This window comes from Atopococcus tabaci DSM 17538, assembly GCF_000429585.1.
GTDB classification, from domain to species: Bacteria; Bacillota; Bacilli; order Lactobacillales; family Carnobacteriaceae_A; genus Atopococcus; species Atopococcus tabaci.
Genome location: NZ_AUCD01000070.1, coordinates 1 through 11,599, shown reverse-complemented (window position 1 = coordinate 11,599; position 11,599 = coordinate 1). Strand labels below are relative to the sequence as shown.

Here is an 11,599-nt window from a genome sequence, read left to right as displayed (position 1 = left end):
CCACGTACTAAGATTAGCAGATTAATGCGTTTAGGTCTAGATATGGACAGTGCTAAACGCATTGGTTACTCTAGAAAGAAATACTGGAGACTGTCAAAAACACCTGAAGTTCATTGGGTGCTTACAACGAAAAGACTCTACCGGTGGAACGTAGTTTCACTACGAGACCTGGCAGAGTCTGCTTACTTAAGATATTGAACCGCCGTATACGGAACCGTACGTACGGTGGTGTGAGAGGACGATAAATGAATGAATCATTTATCTCCTACTCGATTCATTTAACCTCCCTTAGTCGAGCCGAATGGAATCAGCAGAATCTGCATACATGGTATAATTAATGCAAAGATAGACGAGAAGGGGTGAGTAAACATGAAACGAAGAATCTTGCCGCGGGGATTCTGGGTGTACACCGGACTTCTCTTGCTTGCGGTATTGGCCTTGTATCCCGTTCAAGTTACGGTATTGGAAAACACCGTGGAACAATACGGCATGGAATTGCCTGTTTCCGCGCAGTTGCTGGCAGTGGTCAATTTGGTTGTACCCTTTTTATTGGGTTTGATCGGCATTTTGGTTGGTCAAAAGTGGGCACCGAAACTGGGATTGCGTTCATTGGTGTATGAAAAATTAGATTGGAATCGATCAGTGGCGGACGACTTCAAGAGAGCTCTTCCGATTGCCTTATTGGGTGGAGCTGGAGTGGGGTTGCTGATATTAGGGTTTGACTGGTGGATGGCTCCCGTGTTGCCGGATGTCTTTACTTTCCGCATCCAAGCCCCTGGTGCTTGGGAATTTATATTGGAATTGTTATACGGCGGCGTCGCTGAAGAATTGATGCTGCGATTTGGATTTATGACGGCGATGGTTTATCTGTTTACGCGTTTTGGAAGGGCAAAATCCACACTGCCTTACGCGTTGGCCATCTTTATCAGTGCCTTTCTTTTTGCACTGGGGCATTATTCAGCAACCGCTTCGGTGACGGAGATGACAAATATTGTATGGTTCCGAATGTTGTTTCTAAACGGCATTGGCGGTCTCCTTTTCGGGTGGTTGTATTACCGTTATCATTTGGAAGCGGCTATCGTGGCACATATGTCAACGCATGTGGCGATGAATCTGGTGATGCTGGGATTGGCAGCATTTACTCGTTAATCAAATCTCCATAAAAGAAGAGCTGTCTGCTCAATCAGCAGGCAGCTCTTTCTGCACATTCACATAGCTAAACAAATCAATATTAGTTGATGCAGCGGATAGAAGGCATAAAAGAAATATTTCGGCATGCGGGGTAATCGTATGCCGCCCTCAACAAGGAAGAGCGGAAGGGACAACAGAGAAAATATTTGGATGCTTGGAAGGACCAACAATTGCGCGGCTGCACTTAATCCGATTCCCTGAGCGTCATTTCGTTCTTTCATCCACCAAAGTGCCCAGCCGAATAAAAAGCCGTAAACACTATATTCGACAAAAAAACTCAGCAACAAACAGATTAGAAAAAAACGTCGATATTTTAATGAGAGAGAAAATAGAGCCAATAGAAACAACACATTCCATGTGTTGGGGGTCACAGGCATGGATAAGACTCCCAACAACAAAAGTCGGAAGAGGTATCTTGGATAATTACGTGTACGCTGGGTTCCTTCAATGATGGTATACAGGAAACAAGGAAAGGCAATCCGGCCGATGATCCGCAGCCACAGCATTCCGGGAAATAAAAAATATCCGATATGGTCAATCGTCATTGTCACAATGCCAATCCATTTGATCATATTGGTTTTCTCGCTGAAGGTATGAGCCATTTTGTATCAGTCCTCTCCATATATGTTCACTATAGCAAACGAAGGAGCTTTCTTTGCTTGGAAAGCATCGAAATTTTTAAATAGATGCTCTTATGTTATGATGGGAGTAGGGTTTGGGTGACAATTAGTTTTACATACATTACATACAATGGAGGAGAAAGAATGGAAAATTGGGGACTGCTGTTTGTTCCAGTGGGAATTTTCCTTTTCATGGGGATAGTTTTTTGGATAGTAGGGCATTCGTTTTCAAAAAGGTTTGAGGGGTGGATTCAAACAACCGGAAGAATCGTCGACAGTGTAACAGAGGGGACAGATTCCAAACCACGGCCGGTCATTGAATTTGAAACAAAAGAAGCTCTGTTTTACGAGGTGGTTTTGGAGTCGAGTCAGAGGTTTCGGCTTCCTATCGGGGTCAAGGTCCCCGTAGTTTACAATGCTGAAGAACCTACACGTGCAAGAATTGATTTGATTATCCGTTGCGGCCGTCTTTTTAAATTCATAGGGACGGCGTTGTTGGTTCTCTCGGCCGTGATATTTGTTGTGATGTTGTTAACATTTAAATAAGTAGAATACACAAAAGAGCTGTCTCCTCCAAAAACAGACAGCTCTTTATTTATTTTAAAAGATAGACCCGATCGAATGTGATATCCAATTCATAGTTTCCGATGGTGTTGCGTGTTTGGCCTTGAATGGAATGGAATAACTCCGCATCCGTGAGTGTCACATTATCCGGTACAACCACATCAAAATGAATAATGGATTGATTTGGGCTTTCTTCAATCCTGAAGTCATGGAACTTTAGATTCAACTGGTGGGATTGCAGAATGTTCTTGATTTGGCGGTAAATCGTTGTGTGCTCTTCACTTTGGATAGCGATGGGATCGATATGACATACCAGTTGAATGCCCATCTCTTCATTGAACTCTTTCTCGATTGCATCAATGAGTTCGTGGGCTTCTGTTAGACTCCAGCTGTCGTCAATTTCGATGTGGACCGTCGCGAATGCATTGGTTGGACCGTAATTGTGAACCAGTAAATCATGGTAGCCCACAATGGAAGAGTACGCATCTAGCCGTTGGGCGATTTCTGATAGTTCTTCCTCGTTGGGACGAGAACCCAATAAATCATCGATTGCGCCTCGAATGAGTTGAACGCCGCTGTATAGAATATACAACGCGATGAGAACTCCGGCATACCCATCGATCGTCCATCCGGTGAAACGCTCTAAAATGGATGCAGCAAGCACAATCAAGGTCGTATAGACATCATTGAAGCTGTCTTGAGAAGTGGCTTCAATGGCTCGGGATTTGATCAACGCAGCGCTGTGTTTGTAGAAATAACCTTGTGCCACTTTTGCCCCGACCGATACAGCTAGCAACCCGAAAATCAATGGAGAAGTGGTCAATGGTTCAGGATTCAAAATCCGGTTGATGGAACTCATGAGAAATTCGTATCCAACGAATAAAATAACCACTGAAACCAACAGGCCGCTGATATACTCAGAGCGCTCATATCCATAAGGATGCTCCTTGTCGGGCGGTTTAGAAGCGAAATGGAAGCCCAATAAGGTCAGCACAGATGAGGCACTGTCGGATAAGCTGTTCATCGCATCTGCCATGATGGACACACTGCCGGCAAGCCATCCTGCTGTCAGTTTCACTATAAAGAGCGCGAGGTTCGAGAGTACTCCGACGTTCCCGCTCAGCAAACCAACCCGCGTCCGAGGATCTTTCCCGTCCATCCTCTGCCGATCAATGTATCTTTTTAACCATTTTTCCACCACACCAACCGCTCCTTTGATTTTTCCAACTTTCATATATTGTTCTATTATAACGCAAGTGAAGAAAGACAAAAAGGTTGGAATGAAAGAAGAAAAGTTCATCTTAAAAAAAGAGATATGGTAAAATGAAAACGTGACAAATGAATGGAGGAATAGGGGGGAGCTTGTCAGTTGTCTGAACATACAGAAGAAGGAGGCAGTCATGGTACAGCAGCAGACGCGCGAATTCTTAAAGTACTTCGGAGAAATTGAAAAAGAATTAGGGAAAATCACGGGCTTGGATAATGGGCATCACACCACTTTCACTCATAAGATTGAAAAGGCGAGAAAACGAGTCCCGGTAATCCGTCGCTATGAAACGGAGCTCAAGACGTTTGGCGATTTGCGGAATCTGTTATCGCACAACAATGATTTGGATATCGCCGTGCCATCCGAAAAAACAGTGAAACGCATTGAGCGGATTTGGCGTCATCTCGTCCAGCCGGTAACGGCAATGGATGTAGCACACAAAAACGTATCGATTTTCCAGGATACCGACACACTAGTAGAGTTGCTGAAGACGATGGATGAAAACAAGTACACTCATTTTCCTATTTACCACAATCATCGGTACCTTGGTCTTTTGACGGATAACGGCATTGCTTATTGGTTGGCACGTCACCGGGACCGTCAAATTTCTTTGGAGAATGTCTTCGTAAAAGATGTCTTTGATGACGATGAAAAGAAAAAGAATTACCGCTTCGTTGCCCGAAATGAGAGTATATTTGATGTGGATGATTATTTTGAAGATCCATTGATGGAAGCTCTGTTCGTGACGGAAAATGGAAAACCGACAGAAACGATTCTGGGAATCATCACCGGATGGGATATTTTGTCACATCAGATTAACGGAGATGGTTGAACGCATACAAAATTGGGGGAGAAAAGATGAAATTTACGGACTATACATACGAGCGTCCGGATTATGAAGCCTACAAAAAAGACGCCCGTACAACCATTCAACAGCTGAAAGAAGCCGCAAGCGCGGACGATGCCAAAGCGGCAGTGAAAAAAATGTCTGAAATGATGAGAGACATCGATACGCAAGTGAATTTGTCTTATGTCCGTCATACCATCGACACACGGGACGAATTTTATGAACAAGAAGACCATTACTGGAACGAGCATTATCCCTTGTACACTGAACTGCACACAGAATATTATCGAGCAGTGCTCGAGTCTCCGTACCGGGGAGAATTGGAAGAGGTCCTGCCGTCCACTTTCTTCCGTATGGCGGAGTTTCAGTTAAAGTCATTCGATCCAAGTATCATTGACTTGTTGCAAAAGGAAAATGAACTGACCAGTGCGTATCAGAAATTAATTGCCAGTGCCCAAATCGAATACGATGGGAAAAAGTTGAACTTGGCACAGTTTGGCCCCTACCTGGAATCACCTGACCGTGATACCCGTAAATCAGCTTCAGACGCACAGTGGAGATTCTTTGAAGAAAACGAAAACGCGTTTGACGACATTTACGATCAATTGGTCAAAGTCCGGGATGAGATGGCCAAAAAATTGGGTTACAAGGATTTTGTGGAACTAGGTTATCTGCGGATGATGCGGTTCGACTACAACCGTGACATGGTGCAGACGTACCGAGAACAAGTATTGCAGGATGTCGTTCCTTTGGCATCAAAGCTCTATGACCGCCAAGCCAAACGTATCGGCATTGAAAAAATGAAACATTATGACTTGCCGCTCAACTTTTTGGACGGAAACGCAGTTCCACAAGGAGACCCGGATTACATTGTTGAGATGGGCAAAAAAATGTACCATGAATTGTCCTCTGAAACAGGTGAATTCATTGACTTTATGGTTGAACATGATTTGTTGGATCTATTGGCGAAAGAAGGAAAGGCAAGTGGCGGCTACTGCACATATATTGCGAATTACCGCTCTCCCTTCATCTTCGCCAATTTCAACGGCACATCGGGAGACGTGGACGTATTGACGCACGAAGCCGGTCATGCTTTCCAAACTTACCAATCGCGCTGGATCGAACAGCCGGAAGTGGTGTTCCCGACCAGCGAGAGTGCTGAGATCCATTCAATGAGTATGGAATTTTTCACTTACCCATGGATGGAACTTTTCTTTAAAGAACAAACGGACAAGTATAAATTCGAACACTTGAGCAGTGCCTTGCAATTCTTGCCGTACGGAGTGTTGGTGGATCATTTTCAGCATGAAGTTTATGAGAATCCAGAAATGACTCCGGAAGAACGAAAAGCCACGTGGCGAAAATTAGAAAAAATGTATAATCCGCACAAAGATTATTCTGAGAATCCGTTCCTTGAACAAGGAACTTTCTGGTTCCGCCAAGGCCATATCTTTGAAGATCCGTTTTATTACATTGACTATACTTTGGCGCAAGTATGCGCGTTCCAATTTTGGAAGCGTGCATTGATTGACAAGGATGAAACCGCCTGGTCAGATTATTTGGAAATCTGCCGAGTTGGAGGCACCCAGAGCTTTTTGGAAATGGTCAAAACAGCGAACTTAAAATCTCCGTTTGAAGAAGGCTCTTTGACCGGAGTAACACAAGCCCTTGAAGAAGAGCTAAATAAAGTCGATGACACGACATTATAAAAAAGCGAGGAAAAGTTTGAGTTTATGACTCAAACTTTTTCTTTTTTAAAGAAAAAAAGAGGAAACTACGAGATATTTACAAGAAACTCGTCTTTTTTCCTGTTTACCCTTGAATAATGAGAAACCTTTTCCTATAATGATAAAACATTAAAGAATCTTAATCTTATTTTAATTAAAGTGACAAAAAGATTAGGGAAGGAAAATAGGGGGATAAAAAAACATGAAAAAAGTGATTCTTGGAATGACGGCAACAGCCGCGGTACTATTGGCTGCTTGTGGGGCAAGCGATGTGGCAGGCGAAGGCGGAGAAGGAGATACAATAAAGCTGGGATCCATGTTCGAGCTGACAGGTGACGTCTCTGCTTATGGTACAGCGGAAGCCAACGCCGTTTCCATGGCGGTGGAAGAAATCAACGCTGGGGGAGGCGTTGACGGAAAGCAGATCGAATTGACTGAATACGACACGAAATCCCAAGACACAGAAGCAGCGAGTGCCGCAACCAAATTGGCTACCCAAGATAAAGTAAGTGCCATCGTGGGCCCTGCTACTTCTGGTGCAACGAAAGCAGCCATCCCAAGCGTAAACCGTGCTCAAGTACCTTTAGTGTCACCATCTGCGACGGACGATTCTGTCACATTGGATGACAGCGGAAATGTCCAGCCTTACGTTTATCGGGTAGGTTTCCAAGACTCTTTCCAAGGTGTTTCGTTGGCAACATTTGCGGAAGGTGATTTAGAAGCGAAGAGTGCAGTGATTTTAGGCGACAACTCCAGTGACTACGCAATTGGGCTTTCTAAAACGTTTAAAGAAAATTTCGACGGTGAAATTGTGGCAGAAGAAAACTTTACGGCAGATGAGTCGGATTTCAGTGCCGTACTGACACGGATTCGGAATGAAGACTTCGATGTCTTGTTTGTACCGGGATACTACGAACAAGCGGGATTAATCATCAAACAAGCACGTGAAATGGGAATTGAACAACCAATTTTAGGACCTGATGGATTTGGGAATGAAACCTTAATTGATCTTGCGGGTGCGGAAAACGTTTCGGACATTTATTATACGGCACACTTCTCTATGAGCAGCGATGAACCGGAAGTAAAGGAATTCATCAAAAACTACCAAGAACAGTTTGAAGCAGAGCCGGATATGTTCTCAGCACTGGCATATGACTCAGTATATGTCATAAAGCAGGCATTGGAAGAAGCAGGCGACACTTCACCGGAAGCAGTAAACCAAGCGTTGGAAAACTTGTCTGACTTTGAAGGAATCACCGGGATATTTTCTTTCGATGAAAACCACAACCCAGTGAAATCCGCGACGATTGTGGAAATTCAAAACGGAGAAGAAGTCAATGCGACAGAAGTTTCCCCTGAATAAGCGAAATGCGGAAAGAAAAAAAGAGGTGGCATGAAGAATGGAGAATTTTGTCCAGCAACTGATTAACGGGCTTTCGCTGGGAAGTATTTATGCACTGTTGGCACTTGGCTATACCATGGTATATGGAATCATCAAACTGATTAACTTCGCGCACGGAGACGTCTACATGGTAGGGGCTTTTGTGGGATACTACGTAATCAATTACCTGAATGTCGGTTTGATTCCAGCGTTACTCCTTTCCATGACCTTTACCGCTCTGTTGGGAGTAGTGATTGAGCGTGTCGCTTATAGACCATTGCGGAATTCTTCGCGGATCACCGCTCTCATCACGGCCATTGGAGTTTCCTACTTGCTGCAAAACGGCATGATTTATCTCGTGGGACCTGGAGTGCGTTCTTTCCCCCAAGTGGTAAACAACACCCTGTATCAAATCGGCTCTTTTCAGATCAGTCAGATGCAGTTGCTTATCTTCGGTACGACAATTGTTCTGATGGGCGCTCTGCAATTCGTGGTGCAGAAGACAAAATTGGGGAAAGCGATGCGGGCAGTCAGCATCGACTCGCAAACCGCTGAACTGATGGGGATCAATCCCAATGCAGTGATCAGCTTCACGTTCCTTCTCGGATCGGCTTTGGCAGGAGCTGCCGGAGTACTGGTGGGAATGTATTACAATTCCATCGACCCGATGATGGGATATGCACCTGGATTGAAAGCCTTCATCGCCGCAGTACTCGGCGGCATCGGAATCATACCGGGCGCGATGGTGGGTGGATTTGTCATTGGATTGATTGAAGTATTGATTTCCGGATACGGGAATTCAATGATTCGAGATGCGGTCGTATACGGCATATTGATCATCATTTTAGTTGTCCGGCCTTCGGGAATTTTAGGCAGACATGTAAAAGAGAAAGTGTAGGTGGAAAAGATGCGGATGTTAAATAAAACGAATATTGGCTGGCTCGCTCTTTTTCTTCTAGTATTTGCACTTATTCAAGGAGCTGTTCTTGTCGGATGGATCGACGCTTTTTATGAAATTGCGTTGGTGACCATTCTGATTAATGTAATTTTGGCTGTGGGGTTAAACCTGATTATTGGCTATTCTGGTCAATTTTCGTTGGGGCATGCCGGGTTCATGGCTATCGGAGCGTATGCAGCAGGAATCGTAACCAAACAAATCCCCAATTATGGGGGACTGCTTGTCGGTATGCTGAGCGGAATGGTAATTGCCGGATTGGTGGCATTGATTGTCGGCATTCCAACGTTGAGACTTAAAGGAGACTACTTGGCTATTGCCACGCTCGGCGTTGCGGAAATTATCCGCGTCGCTATTTTGAATATGGGCGGGCTAACCAACGGTGCGGCCGGCTTAAGCGGCATTCCATATCTAAGCACGTGGTTTATTGCTTTCTTGGCGGCGGTGTTTGTGATTATCCTGATTGCCAACTATACACGCAGCAGTGTCGGACGAGCAACCATTTCTGTCCGAGAAGACGATATCGCAGCAGAGTCATTGGGAATCAATACGACCCGGTATAAAACCGTTGCGTTTGTCCTAGGTGCGGTCACCGCATCATTGGCAGGTTCGTTGCATGCCACTTACTTTAGTGTCATCAGCCCGGATCAGTTCACTTTTATGCGCTCCATTGACATTTTGATCATTGTGGTATTCGGCGGCATTGGAAGTTTGACAGGCAGTGTCATTGCCGCTGCAGTACTGGGCGTATTAAACGTATTCTTGCAGCCGTTCGGGTCCTTGCGAATGATTTTGTACGCTCTTGCGTTGATTTTCATTATGATTTTCAAACCTTCAGGGCTGCTTGGAACAAAGGAACTGCAATTGAGTAAATGGTTCAATCGTAAGAAAAAGCAAACACAGAGACAACCGGTGAAACAAAAGGAGGCAGCCAGATGACGTTGATGAAAGTAGAAAAATTGACCAAAAATTTCGGCGGCCTCTCAGCTGTTTCCGGAGTGGATTTGACGCTGAAAAACAAGGAATTGGTCGGTCTTATCGGACCGAATGGCGCCGGGAAAACGACACTGTTCAACCTTCTCACCGGTGTCTACTCTCCGAGTGAGGGGTCCATAGACTTGGTGCAGGACGGAACCACCGTTTCGTTGATTGGGAAACGGACCGATCAAATTGCGGAATTGGGTGTCGCACGTACCTTCCAGAATATACGGCTTTTTAAGAATTTGACGGTTTTGGATAATGTGCGTATCGGGCTGCACAACAAGTATGGCGTTAATACGTTCTCCAGTCTGTTGCGCACACCCGGTTTTTACCGTGCGGAAGAGAAAATGACAGAAGAGGCCATGAAGCTGTTAGAAGTATTTGCTCTGGACGAAAAAGCGGATTATTTAGCCAAAAATCTGCCTTATGGAGACCAGCGCAGGTTGGAAATTGTGCGCGCATTGGCAACCGATCCCAAAATCTTGTTTTTGGATGAGCCGGCTGCCGGCATGAACCCACGAGAGAGTGTGGAGTTAACGCAACTCATTCGTCAGATTCAAAAAGAATTTGACTTGAGCGTCGTATTGATTGAACATGACATGTCTGTAGTCATGAATGTCTGTGAACGTATTTATGTATTGGAGCACGGCCGGTTGTTGGCTCATGGCACACCGGAAGAAATCAGGGCAAACAAAGAAGTTGTCCGTGCGTATTTGGGTGGTGAGTAAATGTTACAAGTGAAAAATTTGACGGTCCATTATGGCGTGATTGAAGCAATCAAAGAGGTTTCCTTTGAAGTCAATGAAGGAGAAATCGTGACGTTGATTGGGGCGAATGGAGCGGGGAAGACCACCATCTTGAAGACCATCTCCGGACTGGTCAGACCGACGGCGGGTGAAATCGTGTATCAGGAAGACATTATCCAAAAAGCCACCCCCCGCGCCATCGTACAAAAGGGTTTGTCACATGTTCCAGAAGGACGTCACGTATTCAGCGGCATGTCCGTTATGGAAAACTTGGAGATGGGGGCGTTTCTCCGCAGAGACAAAAAGGCCATCCGCCAAGACATAAAAAAAGTTTTCGACCTTTTTCCAATATTGGAAGAACGAAAAGATCAAGATTCCGCGACACTTTCCGGCGGCGAACAACAAATGTTGGCCATGGGGCGGGCGCTGGTTTCCAAGCCGAAATTGTTGCTTTTGGATGAGCCGTCGATGGGACTGGCTCCTTTATTTATCGAGCAAATTTTCCGAATCATCAAAAAAATCAATGAAGAAGGCACCACCATCTTGTTGATTGAACAAAATGCCGCTGTTGCGTTGGAGATAGCAACAAAAGGCTATGTATTAGAAACAGGAAGAATTGTAGAATCGGGCGCAGGAAAAGACCTGCTGCAAAGTGAAGCGGTCCAGCGTGCGTATCTAGGCGCTTAAATTATAAATAAAACAGAAAATCCCCGCACTGATTCGGTGCGGGGATTTTCTTTGGGAAAAGACAATCAATCAATTCGTGGAACGAGGGATGTTGTTCAATAAGTGGTCCAGTCGTTTCTTGCGGTCATCCAATTCTTTTTCCAATTCTGCCAGCTCTTTTTCGAGTTGCTTGATTCCATGGGCCGCTCTGGCGATCTCTGTATCTGTATGGATTGAATGAGCAATGGGGGCTTTCGATTCGCTCATTGTTTCCTCCTCCTTAGGATGAAAAATGCTTTTTATAGCGTGGATTGTATAATTAAGCGAGACAGAAAAAAGACATGTTATGATACACTCAAATTAACCTACCAAAGCTAAGGAGAGTGCACCATACATGTCGTACACCCATCTTACCAAAACAGAACTCATATTCATAGAAGAATACTTTGCCATTAATCTCAGTGGTCGCGAGATTGCTAAAAAGCTTAAGCGAGGTCATGAAGCAGTCTACAGAGTAATCAGGAAGTTGAAAACGGGTAAAACAGCGATCGATATTTATCTAGAATACAAAGAAAACAAACAAAAATGTGGACGTAAACCTATTCAACTTCCTCAAGGTGAAGTTGATTACATCAACGAGAAAGTCAGTGAAGG

Annotated in this window: 12 protein-coding genes and 1 pseudogene; 10 read left to right on the top strand and 3 right to left on the bottom strand. The window is 44.7% G+C overall.

From position 1 onward, the window contains the following. Window positions 1-369: 369 nt before the first annotated feature. Entirely contained in the window at window positions 370-1,149 is a 780-nt protein-coding gene (locus G470_RS0109660; protein ID WP_028274644.1) for a CPBP family intramembrane glutamic endopeptidase, read from the top strand. 59 nt (window positions 1,150-1,208) lie between these two features. Here G470_RS0109660 and G470_RS13920 read toward each other — a convergent pair whose 3' ends face one another. Next, the gene (locus G470_RS13920; protein WP_028274643.1) at window positions 1,209-1,793 is read right to left on the bottom strand and encodes a TraX family protein; all 585 of its coding nucleotides are present in this window, start codon (window positions 1,791-1,793) and stop codon (window positions 1,209-1,211) included. 162 nt (window positions 1,794-1,955) lie between these two features. Between G470_RS13920 and G470_RS0109650 the strand changes: the two genes are divergently transcribed. Continuing rightward, the gene (locus G470_RS0109650) at window positions 1,956-2,357 is read left to right on the top strand and encodes a DUF3592 domain-containing protein (RefSeq protein WP_028274642.1); all 402 of its coding nucleotides are present in this window, start codon (window positions 1,956-1,958) and stop codon (window positions 2,355-2,357) included. A gap of 49 nt (window positions 2,358-2,406) precedes the next feature. Here G470_RS0109650 and G470_RS0109645 read toward each other — a convergent pair whose 3' ends face one another. Beyond that, the gene (locus tag G470_RS0109645; RefSeq protein WP_156908053.1) at window positions 2,407-3,609 is read right to left on the bottom strand and encodes a cation diffusion facilitator family transporter; all 1,203 of its coding nucleotides are present in this window, start codon (window positions 3,607-3,609) and stop codon (window positions 2,407-2,409) included. 166 nt (window positions 3,610-3,775) lie between these two features. Between G470_RS0109645 and G470_RS0109640 the strand changes: the two genes are divergently transcribed. The 7 genes from G470_RS0109640 to G470_RS0109610 all read left to right on the top strand — a co-directional run bounded on the left by G470_RS0109640 (window position 3,776) and on the right by G470_RS0109610 (window position 10,966). Further along, entirely contained in the window at window positions 3,776-4,474 is a 699-nt protein-coding gene (locus tag G470_RS0109640) for a CBS domain-containing protein (protein WP_028274640.1), read from the top strand. A 26-nt stretch (window positions 4,475-4,500) separates the two neighbouring features. Then, window positions 4,501-6,198 (top strand): M3 family oligoendopeptidase, encoded by a 1,698-nt coding sequence (locus G470_RS0109635; RefSeq protein WP_028274639.1) that lies wholly within the window; start codon window positions 4,501-4,503, stop codon window positions 6,196-6,198. A gap of 220 nt (window positions 6,199-6,418) precedes the next feature. Then, window positions 6,419-7,579 (top strand): ABC transporter substrate-binding protein, encoded by a 1,161-nt coding sequence (locus tag G470_RS0109630; RefSeq protein WP_028274638.1) that lies wholly within the window; start codon window positions 6,419-6,421, stop codon window positions 7,577-7,579. Between the two features lie 37 nt (window positions 7,580-7,616). Then, window positions 7,617-8,495: a branched-chain amino acid ABC transporter permease gene (locus G470_RS0109625; protein WP_028274637.1), complete on the top strand. Its 879-nt coding sequence runs from the start codon at window positions 7,617-7,619 to the stop codon at window positions 8,493-8,495. A gap of 9 nt (window positions 8,496-8,504) precedes the next feature. Next, window positions 8,505-9,491 carry a branched-chain amino acid ABC transporter permease gene (locus G470_RS0109620; protein ID WP_028274636.1) on the top strand — a complete coding sequence of 329 codons (987 nt, stop codon included), beginning with the start codon at window positions 8,505-8,507 and terminating at the stop codon, window positions 9,489-9,491. Then, entirely contained in the window at window positions 9,488-10,261 is a 774-nt protein-coding gene (locus G470_RS0109615) for an ABC transporter ATP-binding protein (RefSeq protein ID WP_028274635.1), read from the top strand. Before G470_RS0109620 ends, G470_RS0109615 begins: the two co-directional genes overlap by 4 nt. Then, window positions 10,262-10,966 (top strand): ABC transporter ATP-binding protein, encoded by a 705-nt coding sequence (locus tag G470_RS0109610; RefSeq protein ID WP_028274634.1) that lies wholly within the window; start codon window positions 10,262-10,264, stop codon window positions 10,964-10,966. It begins immediately after the preceding gene. A 69-nt stretch (window positions 10,967-11,035) separates the two neighbouring features. Here G470_RS0109610 and G470_RS14470 read toward each other — a convergent pair whose 3' ends face one another. Continuing rightward, window positions 11,036-11,212, bottom strand: a complete 177-nt coding sequence (locus G470_RS14470) for a hypothetical protein (protein WP_156908051.1) — start codon at window positions 11,210-11,212, stop codon at window positions 11,036-11,038. A gap of 127 nt (window positions 11,213-11,339) precedes the next feature. On the opposite strand from G470_RS14470, the pseudogene G470_RS0109600 reads away from it, so the two are divergent. Then, window positions 11,340-11,599: pseudogene (locus G470_RS0109600) on the top strand (IS30 family transposase); the annotation flags it as partial.

Coding starts and splice junctions, on each gene's coding strand:
- G470_RS0109660 (WP_028274644.1), top strand. CDS start 370: ATGAAACGAAGAATCTTGCCGCGGGGATTCTGGGTGTACACCGGACTT.
- G470_RS13920 (WP_028274643.1), bottom strand. CDS start 1,793: ATGGCTCATACCTTCAGCGAGAAAACCAATATGATCAAATGGATTGGC.
- G470_RS0109650 (WP_028274642.1), top strand. CDS start 1,956: ATGGAAAATTGGGGACTGCTGTTTGTTCCAGTGGGAATTTTCCTTTTC.
- G470_RS0109645 (WP_156908053.1), bottom strand. CDS start 3,609: ATGAAAGTTGGAAAAATCAAAGGAGCGGTTGGTGTGGTGGAAAAATGG.
- G470_RS0109640 (WP_028274640.1), top strand. CDS start 3,776: ATGGTACAGCAGCAGACGCGCGAATTCTTAAAGTACTTCGGAGAAATT.
- G470_RS0109635 (WP_028274639.1), top strand. CDS start 4,501: ATGAAATTTACGGACTATACATACGAGCGTCCGGATTATGAAGCCTAC.
- G470_RS0109630 (WP_028274638.1), top strand. CDS start 6,419: ATGAAAAAAGTGATTCTTGGAATGACGGCAACAGCCGCGGTACTATTG.
- G470_RS0109625 (WP_028274637.1), top strand. CDS start 7,617: ATGGAGAATTTTGTCCAGCAACTGATTAACGGGCTTTCGCTGGGAAGT.
- G470_RS0109620 (WP_028274636.1), top strand. CDS start 8,505: ATGCGGATGTTAAATAAAACGAATATTGGCTGGCTCGCTCTTTTTCTT.
- G470_RS0109615 (WP_028274635.1), top strand. CDS start 9,488: ATGACGTTGATGAAAGTAGAAAAATTGACCAAAAATTTCGGCGGCCTC.
- G470_RS0109610 (WP_028274634.1), top strand. CDS start 10,262: ATGTTACAAGTGAAAAATTTGACGGTCCATTATGGCGTGATTGAAGCA.
- G470_RS14470 (WP_156908051.1), bottom strand. CDS start 11,212: ATGAGCGAATCGAAAGCCCCCATTGCTCATTCAATCCATACAGATACA.